Annotated in this window: 16 protein-coding genes; 7 read left to right on the forward strand and 9 right to left on the reverse strand. The window is 64.9% G+C overall.

Annotated features, from left to right (window positions below):
• Nucleotides 1-37: 37 nt before the first annotated feature.
• The 3 genes from dnaN to GPJ75_RS20195 are packed head-to-tail and all read left to right on the forward strand — an operon-like array spanning nt 38 to nt 3,121.
• A complete protein-coding gene (gene dnaN, locus GPJ75_RS20185) occupies nt 38-1,156 on the forward strand; it encodes a DNA polymerase III subunit beta (protein ID WP_163270650.1) in 1,119 nt (372 codons plus the stop codon).
• Nucleotides 1,153-2,328: a DNA replication/repair protein RecF gene (gene recF / locus GPJ75_RS20190; protein ID WP_163270652.1), complete on the forward strand. Its 1,176-nt coding sequence runs from the start codon at nt 1,153-1,155 to the stop codon at nt 2,326-2,328. Before dnaN ends, recF begins: the two co-directional genes overlap by 4 nt.
• A gap of 31 nt (nt 2,329-2,359) precedes the next feature.
• On the forward strand, nt 2,360-3,121 hold the full coding sequence (locus GPJ75_RS20195) for a molybdopterin-synthase adenylyltransferase MoeB (RefSeq protein WP_163270654.1): 762 nt from the start codon (nt 2,360-2,362) through the stop codon (nt 3,119-3,121).
• A gap of 19 nt (nt 3,122-3,140) precedes the next feature.
• On the opposite strand, the gene GPJ75_RS20200 is transcribed toward GPJ75_RS20195, so the two are convergent.
• Nucleotides 3,141-4,142 carry a 2-hydroxyacid dehydrogenase gene (locus tag GPJ75_RS20200; protein WP_163270656.1) on the reverse strand — a complete coding sequence of 334 codons (1,002 nt, stop codon included), beginning with the start codon at nt 4,140-4,142 and terminating at the stop codon, nt 3,141-3,143.
• 210 nt (nt 4,143-4,352) lie between these two features.
• On the opposite strand from GPJ75_RS20200, the gene GPJ75_RS20205 reads away from it, so the two are divergent.
• A complete protein-coding gene (locus GPJ75_RS20205; protein ID WP_163270658.1) occupies nt 4,353-4,907 on the forward strand; it encodes an SH3 domain-containing protein in 555 nt (184 codons plus the stop codon).
• A gap of 81 nt (nt 4,908-4,988) precedes the next feature.
• Here the strand turns inward: GPJ75_RS20205 and GPJ75_RS20210 are convergent, their stop codons facing one another.
• Nucleotides 4,989-5,162 (reverse strand): hypothetical protein, encoded by a 174-nt coding sequence (locus GPJ75_RS20210; protein ID WP_163270660.1) that lies wholly within the window; start codon nt 5,160-5,162, stop codon nt 4,989-4,991.
• 248 nt (nt 5,163-5,410) lie between these two features.
• Nucleotides 5,411-5,842, reverse strand: a complete 432-nt coding sequence (irrA, locus tag GPJ75_RS20215) for an iron response transcriptional regulator IrrA (protein ID WP_246249144.1) — start codon at nt 5,840-5,842, stop codon at nt 5,411-5,413.
• A 235-nt stretch (nt 5,843-6,077) separates the two neighbouring features.
• Between irrA and fabA the strand changes: the two genes are divergently transcribed.
• Genes fabA through fabI form a run of 3 tightly spaced genes read left to right on the forward strand, consistent with a single transcriptional unit; the run spans nt 6,078 to nt 8,700 of the window.
• Complete coding sequence (gene fabA, locus GPJ75_RS20220) at nt 6,078-6,590, forward strand: 3-hydroxyacyl-[acyl-carrier-protein] dehydratase FabA (RefSeq protein ID WP_163270664.1); 513 nt, start codon at nt 6,078-6,080, stop codon at nt 6,588-6,590.
• 48 nt (nt 6,591-6,638) lie between these two features.
• Nucleotides 6,639-7,859: a beta-ketoacyl-ACP synthase I gene (gene fabB, locus GPJ75_RS20225; protein WP_163270666.1), complete on the forward strand. Its 1,221-nt coding sequence runs from the start codon at nt 6,639-6,641 to the stop codon at nt 7,857-7,859.
• Between the two features lie 10 nt (nt 7,860-7,869).
• On the forward strand, nt 7,870-8,700 hold the full coding sequence (fabI, locus tag GPJ75_RS20230) for an enoyl-ACP reductase FabI (protein ID WP_163270668.1): 831 nt from the start codon (nt 7,870-7,872) through the stop codon (nt 8,698-8,700).
• A gap of 6 nt (nt 8,701-8,706) precedes the next feature.
• Here fabI and GPJ75_RS20235 read toward each other — a convergent pair whose 3' ends face one another.
• The 6 genes from GPJ75_RS20235 to GPJ75_RS20260 form a co-directional block, all read right to left on the reverse strand.
• Nucleotides 8,707-9,720: a class I SAM-dependent methyltransferase gene (locus GPJ75_RS20235; RefSeq protein WP_163270670.1), complete on the reverse strand. Its 1,014-nt coding sequence runs from the start codon at nt 9,718-9,720 to the stop codon at nt 8,707-8,709.
• 84 nt (nt 9,721-9,804) lie between these two features.
• On the reverse strand, nt 9,805-11,952 hold the full coding sequence (gene pnp, locus GPJ75_RS20240; RefSeq protein ID WP_163270672.1) for a polyribonucleotide nucleotidyltransferase: 2,148 nt from the start codon (nt 11,950-11,952) through the stop codon (nt 9,805-9,807).
• A gap of 259 nt (nt 11,953-12,211) precedes the next feature.
• The gene (rpsO, locus tag GPJ75_RS20245; protein WP_281354828.1) at nt 12,212-12,562 is read right to left on the reverse strand and encodes a 30S ribosomal protein S15; all 351 of its coding nucleotides are present in this window, start codon (nt 12,560-12,562) and stop codon (nt 12,212-12,214) included.
• A 66-nt stretch (nt 12,563-12,628) separates the two neighbouring features.
• Nucleotides 12,629-14,371 (reverse strand): sensor histidine kinase, encoded by a 1,743-nt coding sequence (locus GPJ75_RS20250; protein WP_163270674.1) that lies wholly within the window; start codon nt 14,369-14,371, stop codon nt 12,629-12,631.
• A gap of 850 nt (nt 14,372-15,221) precedes the next feature.
• A complete protein-coding gene (secB, locus tag GPJ75_RS20255) occupies nt 15,222-15,734 on the reverse strand; it encodes a protein-export chaperone SecB (RefSeq protein ID WP_163270676.1) in 513 nt (170 codons plus the stop codon).
• Nucleotides 15,735-15,834: 100 nt separating this feature from the next.
• On the reverse strand, nt 15,835-16,332 hold the full coding sequence (locus tag GPJ75_RS20260; protein WP_163270678.1) for an FxsA family protein: 498 nt from the start codon (nt 16,330-16,332) through the stop codon (nt 15,835-15,837).
• Between the last annotated feature and the right edge of the window lie 63 nt (nt 16,333-16,395).

Below are 16,395 nucleotides of genomic sequence, written 5' to 3' on the forward strand. Positions count from 1 at the left end.
GCCGCTCCGCTCTTCATCCAGGCGAGATACACCGGTCATGCGTGTAATTCTTGAACGTTCCAACCTTCTGAAATCCCTAGGCCACGTGCACCGGGTGGTCGAACGTCGCAACACCATCCCCATCCTCTCCAACGTGCTGTTGTCGGCCGACGGCGCCAGTCTGGAGATGAAGGCCACCGACCTCGATCTCGAGGTGACGGAAGCAGCCGCAGCCAATGTCGAGCAAGCGGGCGCCACCACGGTGCCGGCGCACCTGCTCTACGACATCGTGCGCAAGCTGCCCGAGGGGGCGGAGGTGATGCTGAAGATGGACGAGAGCGGCAACGCCATGTCCGTCACCTCCGGCCGCTCCACCTTCCGGCTGCAGTGCTTGCCTCAGGCGGATTTCCCGGAGCTTTCCGCCGGTCAGTTCTCGCACATCTTCCGCTTGGAATCGGAAGCCCTGCGCGACCTCATCGAGAAGACCCAGTTCGCCATCTCGACGGAGGAGACCCGCTACTATCTCAACGGCATCTACCTCCACACGCTGGAGGCGGACGGCAAGCTGATGCTGCGCGCTGTGGCGACGGACGGCCATCGGCTGGCGCGGGCGGAGATCGAGGCGCCGGCCGGCTCGGAAGGCATGCCGGGCATCATCATCCCGCGCAAGACCGTGGGCGAGCTCCAGAAGCTGGTGGACGACCCGGACGTGGCGGTGACGGTGGAACTGTCGGAGACCAAGATCCGCTTCACCATCGGCAGCGTCGTCCTCACCTCGAAGCTGATCGACGGCACTTTCCCGGATTATCAGCGCGTGATCCCGACCGGCAACGACAAGGAACTGATCATCGACCGGCAGAGCTTCTCGGCCGCCGTCGACCGCGTGTCGACCGTCTCGTCCGAGCGCGGCCGCGCCGTGAAGCTTTCGATCGCCGACGGCCAGGTGACACTTACCGTCAACAACCCCGACTCCGGCAGTGCGACGGAAGAGATTCCCGCCGGCTACGACGCGGAGGCCATCGAGATCGGCTTCAACGCCCGCTACCTTCTCGATGTCGCTGCGCAGCTTACCGGCGGCGAAGCGAAATTCCTTCTGGCCGATGCCGGCTCGCCCACCATCGTCCAGGACACGTCCGACGAGCGGGCGCTCTATGTCCTGATGCCGATGCGGGTGTGACGACGGCACCGTCAACGCCGGCCGGTGAGAGCGGGCGCCCGGCGCAGGTCCATATCGAAAAGCTGACGCTGACGAATTTCCGCAACTACCCGGCCCTTTCGCTCGCGCTCGAGCCGGGGGCGGTGGTGCTTACGGGTGAGAACGGCGCCGGCAAGACCAATCTTCTGGAGGCGATCTCCTTCCTTTCTCCCGGCCGCGGCTTGCGGCGCGCCACGCTGGACGAGGTGGCGTTGATCGGCAGCGAGGACGGCTTTGCCGTACATGCGGAAATCGAGGGCCCCTTCGGTACATGCGGTATCGGCACCGGCACGGCGGGAACGGCGACCGAGGGTGCCGAGACCACCCGCCGCGTGCGCATCAACGGCGAACCTGCCCGCAGCGCCGACGCCATGCTGGAGTGGCTGCGCGTTATCTGGGTCACGCCCGCCATGGACACGCTGTTCACCGGGCCGGCCTCCGACCGGCGCCGTTTCCTCGACCGCCTGGTGCTGGCGATCGACCCGGCCCATGGCCGCCGCGCACTGGACTATGAGAAGGCCATGCGGGCGCGCAACCGGCTGTTCGCCGACGATGTGCGCGACGATGCCTGGTTCGATGCCATCGAGACGCAGATGGCCGAGACGGGCGTGGCGATCGCCGCCGCACGCGCCGAGATGGTGCGCCTCTTATCCGCCATGATCGAGCGGCTGCCCGCCGATACGCCCTTCCCGAAGGCGCTCATTGCCCTGGAGGGCACGGTCGACGCTGAAATGGGCGACAGGCCGGCCGTCGACGTCGAGGAAGCGTTGCGCGCCCGCCTGCGCGAGGGGCGGCATCGCGACCGGGCGGCGGGCCGTGCGCTCGAGGGTCCGCACAGGAGCGAGCTTCTGGTGCGCCACGCGCCCAAGGACATGCTGGCCGAAAGCTGCTCGACGGGCGAGCAAAAGGCGCTGCTGCTGGGCCTCGTGCTTGCCCATGCGCGGCTGACGGCGGAGCTTTCGGGAACGGCGCCAATCCTGCTCCTCGACGAGATCTCCGCCCATTTCGACGCCGGAAGGCGCGCCGCCCTCTTCACGATTCTCGAGGAGTTGAACTGCCAGTCCTTCATGACCGGAACGGAGGCCTCGCTCTTTTCCAGCCTCCAGGGCCGCGCCCAGTTCCTCACCGTCGCTGCCGGCAGCGTCCGCCCCTGACAATCATACATTCGCGCAGTATGGTCCGCCCATGAACGAGCCCGCCGCCCTGTCCACCGAAGAGCTTGAGCGCTATGCGCGTCACGTCGTGCTGCCCGAGATCGGCGGCGCTGGGCAGCAGAAGCTCAAGCGTGCCCGCGTGCTGGTGCTGGGGGCCGGCGGCCTCGGCGCGCCGGTCCTTCAGTATCTGGCGGCGGCCGGTGTTGGCACGCTGGGCATCGTCGACGACGATCGCGTTTCGCTTTCGAACCTGCAGCGCCAGATCATCCACGATACCGGAGCCGTCGGTTCCGCGAAGGTCGACAGCGCCAAGGCCGCGATCTCCAGGCTGAACCCGCACGTTGCGGTGGAGACCCACATGCTGCGCCTCGACGACGAAAACGCGCCGGCGCTTGTGGCGCGTTACGACATCGCCGTGGACGGCTCCGACAACTTCGAAGCGCGCTATGCGCTGGCTGACGCCTGCGCAGCCGAGCGCCGCCCCCTGGTGACGGCGGCGGTCGGCCGCTTCGATGGTTCACTCACCGTCCTGAAGCCTTTCGAGACGGATGCCGACGGTGCTCCCCTGCCCGGCTACCGCGATCTCTTTCCCCAGGCGCCGCCGCCGGGGCTCGTTCCCTCCTGCGCGGAGGCCGGCATCGTCGGCGCATTGACCGGCGTCATGGGTTCGCTGCAGGCGATGGAGGTGATCAAGCTCGTCACCGGCATCGGCGAGCCGCTGGTGGGGCGGCTGCTGCTCTACAATGCGCTGGCGGTGCGTTTCGAGACGGTGCGCTTCGGCAGGAAGGACTGAGCTTCCCTGCGACTGTCCCTTACGCCTTGCGCGGCAGCACGCGGTCGGGCGGGCGGTGACCATCGAAGAGGGTGCGGATGTTGATGATGACCTTCTCGCCCATATCGATGCGGCCCTCGATGGTGGCCGAGCCCATATGCGGCAGGATCACCACCTTGCCCTGGGAGGCAAGCCTGACGAGCTTCGGGTTCACCGCCGGTTCGTGCTCGAAGACATCCAGCCCGGCACCGGCCAACTTGCCACTCTCGAGCATGCCGATGAGCGCGTCCTCGTCGACGACGTCGCCGCGCGCGGTGTTGACGATGTAGGCGGACGGGTGCAGCAAGGCCAGCCGCCGCGCCGACAGCAGGTGGAAGGTTGCCGGCGTCGACGGGCAGTTGATCGAGATGATGTCCATGCGGGCCAGCATCTGGTCGAGGCTGTCCCAATAGGTGGCTTCCAGATCGTCCTCGATCATCGGTGCCACACGGTGGCGGTTGTGATAGTGGATCGACAGGCCGAAAGCCTTGGCGCGCCGCGCCACGGCCGTGCCGATGCGCCCCATGCCGACGATGCCGAGCCGCTTGCCCCAGATGCGGTGCCCCAGCATCCAGGTGGGCGACCAGCCGGCCCATTTGCCGTTGTCGGCCAGTACGGCCGCCCCTTCCGTCAGCCGCCGCGGCACGGCCAGCATCAGGGCCATGGTCATGTCTGCGGTGTCCTCGTTGAGGACGTTCGGCGTGTTGGTGATGGTGATGCCCTTTTCCGCCGCCGCGGTAACGTCGATATTGTCGACGCCGTTGCCGTAATTGGCGATCAGCCGCAGCTGCTCGCCGGCTTGCGCGATGAGCGCGGCGTCGATGCGGTCGGTGATGGTCGGCACCAGCACGTCGGCCTCCTTGACGGCGGCCACCAGTTCCGGCTGGCTCATCGGCCGGTCGTCGACGTTCAGCCGTGCGTCGAACAACTCGCGCATGCGCGTTTCGACCTGGTCCGGCAGCTTGCGGGTGATAACGACGAGTGGCTTTTTTCTGCCGACCATGGGTACCTCAATCCCTCCCCGTTGAGACCTCTTTAACCAAGACCGGCGACACTTCAAGGCGAAGCCGTTCCTGGATGTCGGCCACGGGTTCTGATGTCTAACAAGCAGGCGCGGCGAAGACAAAGAAAAAGGCGAAAGCCGTTGTTGCGTGAGGCCGTGGCGGGAACCTTTAGGGGTGCCGGCGCGACCCATGCCTGCCGGGAGAATGGAATGCCGCGTTTGGCGCTATGTCGTGGGTTGCCGATCCTTGTTCTTGCCCTCATGGCGACTGTGGCGTCGCCCTCGATATTGCCATTGGAAGCCGATGCCCAGACCGTCGAGCGCGGGCCCAGCGGCCTGCCGCTTCCGCGCTTCGTCAGCCTCAAATCCGGGCGGGTCAACATGCGTGTCGGCCCCGGAACCGACTATGCAGTGGAGTGGCTTTATCTAAAGTCTGGCCTGCCCGTGGAGGTCATCCAGGAATACGACAACTGGCGCCGCGTGCGCGACGCCGACGGCGCCGAAGGCTGGATCAACCAGGCCCTGCTCTCGGGCCGACGTACCGGCGTCGCCGCACCCTGGTTCAAGGGCAAGCAGGCGACCGTCCCGCTGCGCGCCAACCCCGAAGAAGACGCGCGCCATGTCGCGGAAGTGGAGCCCGGCGCTATCGGCGAGGTGCACATGTGCAACGGCGAATGGTGCCGCATAAGCTTTGCGAGCCACGAGGGCTGGATGAAACAGACGCTGGTCTGGGGGGTGTATCCGGGCGAGACGATCGAGGACTAAGGAGAGGAGACCGGCATCGCCGCAAAGCGAACGAGGCGGGCCGGCCATAGGGCGGTCGGCCCGCGAAATGGGAACCCCGAGCTATATCCCCTTCAGCAGATTGCCCGCCGCCAGTACGATAAAGCCGACGAGCAACAACCAGTAACTGTAGGCACCAAGGCCGCCGAGCGAAATGCCGATCACCGGCAGCAGTGACAGGATTGCTAGAATAACGGCAATGATGAAGACAATCTTGGTAGGTGCACTTAAGTCCATGTCCCTCTCCATCTCTCATGGCTCGAAGGCGAGCGCTAGACCATTAGCCTAGGAAGAGATTCGTGGAAACAGAAAATAAAGCTTTCGCAAATTCTTACGGTATCTTCCAGATAATTTCAAATTCCTCAGGCCTTGAAGCTTTATAGCACTGGCTGCGGGACAAGCGCATAATGCGCTCTTGGGAGCGTGCGCCGATTGAGGACTTCCGCTCACCTCAAAGCTGGAATTTTTCTATGGTTTCCCGAGTGTCACTGCTGCCGGGGGCGCAGCCGCACCAGGATGTCGACGTGGGCGATTTCCATGCCCTCGGGCGGAACGGGCAGGTTTTCGACCCTCACCGGGCCCTCGGGAATGTCGACGAGGCGGTTCTCGCCTTCCAGGAAGAAGTGGTGGTGGTCGGACGTATTGGTATCGAAATAGGTTTTCGATCCCTCCACCGGCAGGATGCGCAACATGCCCGCCTCGGTGAACTGGTGCAGCGTGTTATAGACGGTTGCGAGCGAGACCCGCACGCCGGCATCTAGCGCCTGCTCGTGCAGTTCCTCGGCCGAGATATGGCGATCGCCATTTGCGAACAGCAGCTCCGCCAGCGCCACGCGCTGCCGTGTCGGGCGTAAACCCGCTTCACGCACGCGCCTTTCCAGCGTGGGGCCGTTGAACTGGAAGCCTAGAGCGGTCAAGAAAACCTTTCCTGCCTTTGCCGTTCGTTTCGTTGCAACGGGCATGATGATGCCCGTATTGCGCTATTCACATATATTCCGGGACGGATTGGCGATCAATAGCGGCACGATGTCCGAAATGCACCAAATCCCGGACCGGATAATGCCTTCAGGCTGTTTCCCAGGGGAAAGAAGCTGTGATAGGGAGATTGCATAATCAGCCCGGAAAGCGGGCGGCGAACGAAAATGGGAATTCATGGCGCAGACAAAATCCAGCTACGACTACGAAGACCTTCTGGCCTGTGCCCGCGGCGAATTGTTCGGCCCGGGCAACGCACAGCTTCCGGCTCCGCCCATGCTGATGTTCGACCGCATCACCGAGGTGAGCGAAGAGGGCGGCGAATTCGGCAAGGGCTTTATTCGCGCCGAGTTGGAGATCAAGCCCGATCTCTGGTTCTTCCCTTGCCACTTCATCGGAAATCCTGTGATGCCCGGGTGCCTCGGCCTCGACGCGATGTGGCAGATGACCGGCTTTTTCCTCGGCTGGCTGGGCCTGCCCGGCAAGGGCATGGCGCTGTCGACGGGTGAGGTCAAGTTCAAGGGTATGGTCACGCCGAAGAACAAGAAGGTCGAATACGGCGTCGACTTCAAGCGGGTGATGCGCGGCCGGCTGGTGCTCGGCATCGCCGATGGCTGGCTGAAGGCCGATGGCGACCCCATCTATAAGGCCACCGACCTGCGGGTCGGCCTTGCCCGCCAGGAGGCCTGAGTTTCAATTGTTTGCGGACGGCCGCGAAAACGGCCCAGGGAGAACGACATGAGACGCGTGGTAGTCACCGGCCTCGGCATCGTATCGTCCATCGGCAACAATGCCGATGAGGTCACGGCCTCGCTGCGCGATGCCAGATCCGGCATCAGCTTTTCGCAGGATTTCGCCGATCACGGCTTCCGCTGTCAGGTGTGGGGAGCGCCGACGCTCGACCCCACGGAGGTGGTGGACCGGCGCGCCCTGCGTTTCCTCTCCAAGGGGGGCGCCTGGAACCATGTGGCCATGGAACAGGCGATCGCTGATGCCGGGCTTCAGACGGACGAGATCACCAGCGACCGCATCGGCATCATCATGGGCTCCGGCGGACCGTCGACGCGCACGATCGTCGAGGCCGCCGACATAACGCGCGAAAAGGGCTCGCCCAAGCGTATCGGCCCCTTTGCCGTTCCCAAGGCCATGTCCTCCACGGCTTCGGCCACGCTTGCCACCTGGTTCAAGATCCATGGCGTGAACTACACCATCACCTCGGCCTGCTCCACGTCGGCTCATTGCATCGGCAATGCTTACGAGCTGATCCAGTGGGGCAAGCAGGACATGGTCTTCGCCGGCGGGCACGAGGATCTCGACTGGACCATGTCGAACCTCTTCGATGCCATGGGCGCCATGTCGTCCAAATTCAACGAGACGCCCGCCACCGCCTCACGCGCCTATGACGTGAACCGCGACGGCTTCGTGATCGCCGGCGGCGCCGGCGTGCTGGTGCTGGAAGAGCTGGAGCATGCCAAGGCGCGCGGCGCGAAGATCTACGGCGAGGTCGTCGGCTACGGCGCCAACTCAGACGGTTTCGACATGGTGCAGCCGTCCGGCGAAGGGGCGGTCCGCTGCATGAAGCAGGCGCTTGCCACGGTGGATGGCAAGGTCGATTACATCAACACGCATGGAACGGCGACGGGGGTGGGCGATTCGCGCGAGATCGGCGGCATCCGCGAGGTCTTCGGCAACGACATGCCGCACATCGCCTCCACCAAGTCGCTCACGGGTCATTCGCTGGGGGCCGCGGGCGTGCAGGAATCGATCTATGCGCTCCTGATGATGAAGGAGGGTTTCATCGGCAAGAGCGCGCATATCGAGGAGATCGACCCCGAATTCGAGGGCGTGCCCATCGTGCGCGAGCGCATCGACGATGCCAAGATAGACATTGTTCTGTCGAACTCCTTCGGCTTCGGAGGCACCAATGCGTCGCTCGTTTTCCAGCGTTACGCAGGTTAAGGGGCGGGAGATGGACGATTTGATGAAGGGCAAGCGCGGCCTCATCATGGGGGTCGCCAACGATCACTCGATTGCCTGGGGGATCGCCAAGCGGCTTGCCGGACAGGGCGCGGACCTCGCCTTCACCTATCAGGGGGAGGCCTTCGGCCGCCGCGTGAAGCCACTGGCCGAGCAGGCGGGATCGAAGCTGCTTCTGCCGTGCGATGTGGAAGACAGCGCCAGTATTGACAGCGTCTTCGACACCCTGAAGCGGGAGTGGGGCTCGCTCGACTTCGTGGTGCATGCGATCGGCTTTTCCGACCGCAACGAGCTGAAAGGCCTCTATGCTGACACAACCCGCGAAAACTTCATCCGCACCATGGTCATCTCCTGCTACTCCTTCACGGAAGTGACGCGCAAGGCGGCGGCGATGATGGAGAACGGCGGCAGCGCGCTGACGCTCACCTATGCCGGCTCCGTCCGCGTCATGCCGAACTACAACGTCATGGGTGTTGCCAAGGCGGGGCTGGAGGCAAGTGTCAGGTATCTGGCCAACGACTACGGGCCGCGCGGCATCCGCGTGAACGCCATTTCCGCCGGCCCCGTGCGCACGCTGGCCGGCGCGGGCATTTCCGACGCGCGGCACATGTTCACCTACCAGAGCCGCAATTCGCCGCTCAGGCGCACCGTCACCATAGACGAGATCGGCGGCTCGGCGCTCTATCTGCTTTCCGACCTTTCCTCGGGCGTGACCGGCGAGATCCACTACGTGGATTCGGGCTACAACATCGTCTCGATGCCCGTGCTGGAGGAGTTGAAGCGCTCCGGCGAGGCTGCAGAGAAGATCGAGGCGGGGAAGTAGGGCAGGCTATTTCCGGCCCCAAAGCACCTTGTATGTGGTGTCGCGGCAGATTTCGCCGTGATGCTTGAACGACGAGGCTATGGCTGCCTCGTAGGGCAAGGGGCGGTTGGCGACGAGGAACAGGCGCCCGCCGGGCGCGAGCGCGTTTGCCGCCACGCCGATCATCGCGCGCCCCATATCGGGCTCCGCCGCGCGGCTGCGATGGAACGGCGGGTTCATGACGATCGCGTCGTAGCGGCGGGTCACCGGTTCGCTCAGAAGATCGTGCCAGAAGAAGCTGCAGGCGGCCTCGGGGGCGTGGGCAGCGAGATTGCGCTTTGCCGCCTCCAACGAAGCGTGGTGGGCCTCGTAGAGGTCGATTGCAGTGATGGAAGGCCGCTTCGCCAGCCGCAGCGACAGATACCCCCAACCGGCCGCGAAATCGGCCACGGCTCCCGCGAGATCCGAGGGCAGACTGTCGGCCAGGAGCCGGGAACCGGGATCGGCGCCATCTTCCGAAAAGCCGCCCACAGCCGTTTCATACCCCTCGGGGGCCGTGCCCGCCGGACTTGCCAGCGCCGCGAGCGCGGCTTCGCCGAGCACCGCGGGGCGGCGTAGCCAGAAGACTATGCCGTGGTGCTTGGACAGGCGATCCTCTAGCGGCAGGAGCTCAGCCAGGCGTTTGGCAACGCCCGCCGCGCCGTCTCTTTTTGTGCCGGCGGCGAGGATGAGCCCATCCGGCCGCACCCGGCGAAGCGCCTCGGTCAGCTGCTCCTCGTTCTCCCGCCGATGACGGCCGAGGAACAGAAGGGCGGCATCGTAACCTTCGCCCTTAGCCTGCGGCGCGACGGAAAAGCCGGCGCGTTCAAGCGCCAGATAGTCCGGCCGGGAGCCCTGCACGACCTGAAGGTCCGCCGCGAAATCCGGGGGCAGCCGGAGGCCGGCAGCAGCGCCGAAGAAAACGACGCGCTCGCCGGCGCGGGGTGCATCGAGGAGACCGCGCTCGAAGGGGAAGAGAAGGGTTGGCAGGGCGTCGTTCATGGGCGTTGGTGGATGCGAAGAGGAGTGGAAACGAAAACGGGCGCAGCCGTGGCCGCGCCCGTTCCAAAGGGTAGGCGGGAGAAATCAGCCCTCGGCCTCTTCCTTCTCTTCCTTCTTCTCGCGGGCGATTTCCTTGCCGGTCTCCTGGTCGACGACCTTCATGGAAAGCCGCACCTTGCCGCGCTCGTCGAAGCCCATCAGCTTGACGAAGACCTTGTCGCCTTCCTTGACGACGTCGGTGGTCTTCTGCACGCGCTCCGGCGCGAGCTGCGAGATGTGCACCAGACCGTCCTTGGGACCGAAGAAGTTCACGAAGGCGCCAAAGTCGGCGGTCTTGACCACCGTGCCCTCGTAGATCTCGCCGACCTCGGGCTCGGCCGTGATGGAGTGGATCCACTTCCTCGCCGCCTCGATCTCCTTGGCGTTGGAGGAGGCGATCTTCACCGTGCCGTCGTCGTCGATGTTGATCTTGGCGCCGGTCTTCTCGACGATCTCGCGGATCACCTTGCCGCCAGTGCCGATCACGTCGCGGATCTTGTCGGTCGGGATCTGCATCACCTCGATGCGCGGGGCGAACTCGCCGAGCTCGGCCCGGCCTTCGGAGATCGCCTTGGCCATCTCGCCGAGAATGTGCAGGCGCCCACCCTTGGCCTGGTCGAGGGCGACCTTCATGATCTCCTCCGTGATGCCGGTGATCTTGATGTCCATCTGCAGGGAGGTGACGCCCTCGTCGGTGCCGGCGACCTTGAAGTCCATGTCGCCGAGATGATCTTCGTCGCCGAGGATATCGGAGAGGACGGCGAAGCGCTCATCTTCCTTGATGAGGCCCATGGCGATACCAGCCACCGGCTTCTGCAGCGGCACGCCCGCGTCCATCAGCGCCAGCGAGGTGCCGCAGACGGTGGCCATGGAGGAAGAGCCGTTCGATTCGGTGATCTCGGAGACCACGCGGAGCGTGTAGGGGAACTGCTCCGCTGCGGGCAGCAGCGGGTGCACCGCCCGCCAGGCGAGCTTGCCGTGGCCGATCTCGCGCCGGCCGGGGGAGCCGATGCGCCCGGTCTCGCCCACCGAATAGGGCGGGAAGTTGTAGTGCAGGAGGAAGGCCTCCTTGTAGGTGCCGGTTAGCGCGTCGACGAACTGCTCGTCCTCGCCCGTGCCCAGCGTGGCGACCACGAGGGCCTGCGTCTCGCCGCGGGTGAAGACGGCCGAGCCGTGGGTGCGCGGCAGCACGCCGACTTCCGCGACGATCGGGCGGACAGTCTTGAGATCACGGCCGTCTATGCGGGTGCCCGTGTCGAGGATGTTCCAGCGCACGATCTTGGCCTGCAGGGCCTTGAAGACGGTGGAGACCTGCTCGGGCGACCACTTCGGCTCCTCCTCGCCCTCGGGCAGGAAAGCCTCCTTCACCTTGGCCTTGGCCGCGTCTACGGCGCCGTAGCGGGCCTGCTTGTCGGTGATCTTGTAGGCCTCGCGCAGGTCGCTTTCCACAACCTTCAGCATCTCGCCTTCGAGCGCGGAGAGATCCTCCGGGAGGAACTCGCGCGGCTCCTTGGCCGCCACCTCGGCAAGCTTGATGATGGCGTCGATGACTGGCTGGAAGCCCTTGTGGCCGAACATCACGGCGCCGAGCATGATGTCCTCGGGAAGCTGCTGCGCTTCCGATTCCACCATCAGGACCGCGTCCTGCGTGCCGGCGACGACGAGGTCGAGCTTGGTCTCCTCCATCTCGTCGATATGCGGGTTGAGCACGTACTCACCGCCGATGTAGCCGACGCGCGCGGCGCCGATGGGACCCATGAAGGGGACGCCGGAGAGCGTCAGCGCCGCGGAGGCGCCGACCATGGCGACGATGTCAGGGTCGTTCTCCAGATCGTGCTGCAGCACGGTGAGGATGACCTGGGTGTCGTTCTTGTAGCCATCAACGAAGAGCGGGCGGATCGGCCGGTCGATGAGGCGGGACGTCAGCGTCTCCTTCTCGCTCGGGCGGCCTTCACGTTTGAAAAAGCCGCCAGGGATCTTGCCGGCGGCGAAGGTCTTTTCCTGATAGTTGACGGTCAGCGGGAAGAAGTCGAGGCCGGGCTTCGGCTCTTTGGCCGAAACGACGGTGGCCAGCACGACCGTCTCTCCATAGGTGGCGAGCACAGCGCCGTCGGCCTGGCGGGCAACCTTGCCCGTCTCCAGGGTAAGCGTGCGCCCACCCCACTCGATTTCCACTTTGTGATGATTGAACATGTCTTGTCCTTGTTTACCGAAGGCCGCACGCCTTTCGGCACGCGGGCTTCTTTTTCTCTTCTCGTTCAGGACGAGTCATGGGCAAGACAACGGGAAGCTTGGTTCCGCGCCGGCATTCCGGCTTTCAAGCGTCCTGCAATCCTGCCCCATGACCTGTCCGTCGGCGGCTGCCCGGTTTCCTTCCTCGGGAGCCTTTGCCGGCGTTTTGACGCCGGGGATATCGGCGGCGGACCCGCAAAGACGGGCCCGCCGGCCGAAACTAGCGACGCAGCCCGAGCCGCTCGATCAGCGTCTTGTAGCGCTCCTCGTCCTTCCTCTTCACGTAGTCGAGGAGACGGCGGCGCTGCGAGACGAGCTTGAGCAGACCACGGCGGGAATGGTTGTCCTTCTTGTGGTCCTTGAAATGCTCGGTCAGGTTCTTGATGCGCTCGGTCAGGATGGCGACCTGGACTTCCGGCGAACCGGTGTCGCCGCTGGCGGTCGCGAATTCCTTCAAAAGCTCCTGCTTGCGCTCGGCAGTGATCGACATCGTAAGTCCTTTCTGATGATCGAGGGAATGTGCCGCCCGTAGCCGGGATGTCGTCCAGCCAGGGTCGTTGGACCGCGCAATCGCGCGATATCGCCGCGCATATAGTGCATAACGGCAGAGAATGCCAGCTAAAACCGCCGCTCCCGCTCACCCCGCCGTTTCCCGGGGCGGAAGCTGAGCGTGGTCCGGCAGAAGCCGCTTGACCGGAATCGCGAAGATGCACTCCAGCCCGTCGCCGTGGAAGGTGCGGGAGATCTCCGCGTCCAGCGTTCCGCCCAGCATGCGCTCGATGATCTCGGTGCCAAAGCCGCGCTTGGCCGGCCGGCGCCCGCCGTTTTCCGCCGCATGCTCGCGCCAGACGATCGTCAGCATCTCGCCCTCGACCTGCCAGGAAATGGCCAGCCGGCCCGTCCTGGTGGCGAAAGCACCATATTTGGAGGCGTTGGTGGCAAGCTCGTGGAACGCCACACCGAGTGTCTGCGCAGCCTGGTTGCCGAGCCGGAACGGCGGCCCGGAAAGTTCCAGCCGCCTGGCGGTCTCGGGCTTGAAGGGGTCAACCTGAGCGAGGATCAGCGCGCGCAACTCGACGCCCGCGGCCCCCCCGGCGATGAGCAGGTCCGTCGACCGCGCCAGCCCGTACAGCCGTTTCTGGAACGAGTCCAGGAAACCCGTCAGCGAGCCGGCGTTGCGTGCCGTCTGCTTGGCCATCGCGGAGACGACGGTGAGCTGGTTCTTGGACCGGTGTGCGACCTCGCGCATCAGCAGACGGATTTCGCCTTCCGCCTTCTTTCTGTCGCCGGCGGCTTCGGCCAGTGCTGCCGAGACCGTCGTCACCTCGGCTATCGGGTAGACGGTTGGCTCGATCCGTTCGCCCGCGCCCAGCCGCCGCGCATCGCTCGCCAAGCGCCGCACCGGCTTGGCGATCTGCCGTCCGAGGACCCATGCCGCCCCGGCACCGATGGCGATGACGATGATCGTGCCGCCGAAGAGCTGCTGCAGCGAGCGGCGCATGGGCTGCTCGACAGCGGCGGTGGGAGCCCACACGACGACCTTCCAACCGCTGTAGCTCGTGTCGTCGACGATGGCGAGGTAGGAACGGGCGCCCCCCTCCCCGCGAACCCGTATCGTCTGCGGCGAGGGGCCCGACGGGATGCCGAGGAAGAACGGCTTGCCCACATCCGACGACATGAAGGAGGAGGCGACCACATGCCCGTAGCGGTCGAGAAGGGCGGCATTCCAGCCGCCGCGCAGCATCTGCTGGGACAGCGTATCGGCCATGGTCTCCGCGTTCCGCCCCATCACGAGGAGGTGACGCGGCTGATTTTCCTGTATGTAGGGCAGGGCGACGTTGAACGTCCATTCACCCGACGTCTCCTCGCGGAAAACGCCAGAAATGGCTGGAACGCCCTCTTCGAGCGCCCGGCGCAAGGTTGCCGGATCCGATGCCCGGCCGAGCGGCGTACCGTAGGGCTCCCGCGTGTTCATGAGTTGCCGGAGGTTCTCGTCGAACAGGGTAAGATGAGAACCGGAGCCGGCCAGTGCCGGCCTCGCCCGGTCGTAGAAGTCCTCGATATTATCGACGGCCAGCGACGGCGTGGTCGACAGTACGCGCAGCGTCGTCAGCATGCCGCGAAGCTCACCGTCGACCGCCTCGGCGATCGAGCCGGCCATGGCCTCGGCCAAGGTGTTCACCACCTCCCGCTGGGCGGCGTCGTTGCGCTGCAGGAGCACCGTGGAAATGGCGAGGGCGGGGACGATGGTAACGGCGATCAAAAGGAAGAGAAAGAAGCCGATCGGCTTCGGACCCGTCAATCGCACGCGCAGACGCTCGCCGAGGCCTGCCGCCGGCCCGGCGCCGATGTCGCCTGTCTCCACGTCACTCTTTGCCATGGCGCCTGTCCAACCGCATCATCTCCTCAAATGCGGAAGTGAGGCAAGTGTTGCATGACGGTCCCTCGCGGGCCAGGATTTGCGGGTCGATCATTGTCGATGCTCCTTTTGCGGCGTGGTTCGGCCCCTTCGACAGGCTCAGGGTGAGGGCGGGCGCGTTTCATCGTTGCCACGCCCGGTATTCACCGTCTGGCTATTGAGTAAGTGGGAAGCGGGGCGCGTCTTCGGCACCGCACGAGGCGCTTTGGGGGCGCCTCAAATAAGGCGCGTCCAACGCGCCCCACCGGAGGCTGTCCCGACGGTCGGCCGGTCACTCGGGCCTTTCTCCTTCCCGGCTGCACCCAATTAGGGGGTGGTCTTAGCCGGGCCGAACAAAGGCCCTAGCGGCTTCTCCGCGGTCGCCTGGCACCGTCTCTCACCCGGTGCCCGGCTTTTCCGTGATGCTGTCTCATACCCAGCACCCCCGGCACCGCCGGCCTGTCGCGGGCCCTCACGCCTGCAGGTACCGTTCCTGCAGGGCGAGGTCTCCGCCGCCCTCCCCGTGTCCCCGGTCCGGACCAAGGTTCCCGTGAGGGCGATGGGGAGGATTGTAAGGGCGGGCTGGGCAGGGGGGCGTATTTTCCCGCGAAAAAAGTTTGCAGGTTGTTTGGGATCAATGGGTTGGCGGGAAAGACCGGCGAAATTTATCCCCGCTTTGGATCATATCATTGGGCCAGACAGCGCCCGTGATCGGCGTTCAGGCAACGGTCAGGAATAAGGGCCGCAGGTACCGCATCCAGCAAAGAAAAGAGCCAGGCGGGACCCGCCTGGCTCTTTTTGTTCTTTCCTGCTCGCGTATGAGCGGGCGGTTCTACGAAACCTGCACCTTGCTCTTCGCCTGTTCCTCGGCGATGCGCTGCTGGAACATGCGCGCGAAATCGATCGGGTCGATCATCAGCGGCGGGAAGCCGCCGCCGCGCGTGGCATCCGCGATGATCTGCCGCGCGAAAGGGAAGAGCAGGCGCGGGCACTCGACGAACAGAAGTGGCAGCATGTGCTCCTGCGGGAAGTTCTGGATGCGGAACACGCCGCCATAGATAAGCTCGACATTGAACAGCACGGTCTTGTCGGCCTCCGCCCGCGCCGTGAGCGTCAGGAGAACGTCGTAGTCGGCGCCGCCCAGCGGGTTGGCGTTCACGTTGACGTTGATGTTGATGGCCGGCGCCTTCTCGCGCTGGGTCAGCGAGCGCGGGGCACCAGGGCTCTCGAAGGAGAGGTCCTTGATATACTGTGTCAGCACGTTCAGGCTGGGCTGCGCGCCGTTGCCTTCCGTCTTGGCCTCGGTTCCCTTGGCGTTTTCTTTTTCCTGCGGTTTGTTGGCCATCCGCCTCAAGTCCTTGTCAAATGCGCTGAAGCGCGTTCCCATCGTTGCGGCGCTGCTAGCATGGGCATGGCGTCAAAACAAGGCTGCGCCGTCGCGGCCGTCAGTCTTGCGGGCGATCGGGTCCGCGCCAGGGCGACTTTCCAGGTTCGGAGCTGGAATAGTCGTCCATGTCGAGATCGATGGCCTTGTCACGCGGCTGTCTGCGGTCCTGGCCGCCTCCAGGCGGCGCCCCGGCGCCCACGATGACGATGCGGTCGCGCAGGAAGGCCCAGCCGATGTCGCGCACGGCGGGAATGAAAAGCAGAAACCCCAGCGTATCGGTGACGAACCCTGGCGTCAGGAGAAGGATGCCGGCAACGAGGATCATCACGCCATGCACCAGCTCCCGGCCCGGCACGCGGCCTTCGTTCAACGTCTTCTGGACGCGGGAAAGCACGCCGAAACCCTGGATGCGCAGGAGGATGGAGCCGGCCACCGCCGTCGCCAGAATCAACGCGAGAGTGGGCAAAACACCAATTTGTCCGCCGATCACCACAAAAACGGCGATTTCAAGAAGCGGAATGCTAAGTAAGAGAAATGGAACGATGGAGAAGGGCACGTTTTTGGTCTAACCTCGCTGGATGGCGTCGGCGGCAAAGTCCGCCGAACCCCGGAGATAGGA

It is taken from the genome of Chelativorans alearensis, assembly GCF_010993735.1.
GTDB classification, from domain to species: domain Bacteria; phylum Pseudomonadota; class Alphaproteobacteria; order Rhizobiales; family Rhizobiaceae; genus Chelativorans; species Chelativorans alearense.

What these genes read in the sequence shown, in the direction of transcription:
- fabI (WP_163270668.1), top strand. Translation starts at nt 7,870, where the DNA reads ATGGACGATTTGATGAAGGGCAAGCGCGGCCTCATCATGGGGGTCGCC.
- secB (WP_163270676.1), bottom strand. Translation starts at nt 15,734, where the DNA reads ATGGCCAACAAACCGCAGGAAAAAGAAAACGCCAAGGGAACCGAGGCC.
- GPJ75_RS20235 (WP_163270670.1), bottom strand. Translation starts at nt 9,720, where the DNA reads ATGAACGACGCCCTGCCAACCCTTCTCTTCCCCTTCGAGCGCGGTCTC.
- GPJ75_RS20205 (WP_163270658.1), top strand. Translation starts at nt 4,353, where the DNA reads ATGCCGCGTTTGGCGCTATGTCGTGGGTTGCCGATCCTTGTTCTTGCC.
- GPJ75_RS20195 (WP_163270654.1), top strand. Translation starts at nt 2,360, where the DNA reads ATGAACGAGCCCGCCGCCCTGTCCACCGAAGAGCTTGAGCGCTATGCG.
- GPJ75_RS20210 (WP_163270660.1), bottom strand. Translation starts at nt 5,162, where the DNA reads ATGGACTTAAGTGCACCTACCAAGATTGTCTTCATCATTGCCGTTATT.
- GPJ75_RS20250 (WP_163270674.1), bottom strand. Translation starts at nt 14,371, where the DNA reads ATGGCAAAGAGTGACGTGGAGACAGGCGACATCGGCGCCGGGCCGGCG.
- fabA (WP_163270664.1), top strand. Translation starts at nt 6,078, where the DNA reads ATGGCGCAGACAAAATCCAGCTACGACTACGAAGACCTTCTGGCCTGT.
- pnp (WP_163270672.1), bottom strand. Translation starts at nt 11,952, where the DNA reads ATGTTCAATCATCACAAAGTGGAAATCGAGTGGGGTGGGCGCACGCTT.
- fabB (WP_163270666.1), top strand. Translation starts at nt 6,639, where the DNA reads ATGAGACGCGTGGTAGTCACCGGCCTCGGCATCGTATCGTCCATCGGC.
- GPJ75_RS20200 (WP_163270656.1), bottom strand. Translation starts at nt 4,142, where the DNA reads ATGGTCGGCAGAAAAAAGCCACTCGTCGTTATCACCCGCAAGCTGCCG.
- dnaN (WP_163270650.1), top strand. Translation starts at nt 38, where the DNA reads ATGCGTGTAATTCTTGAACGTTCCAACCTTCTGAAATCCCTAGGCCAC.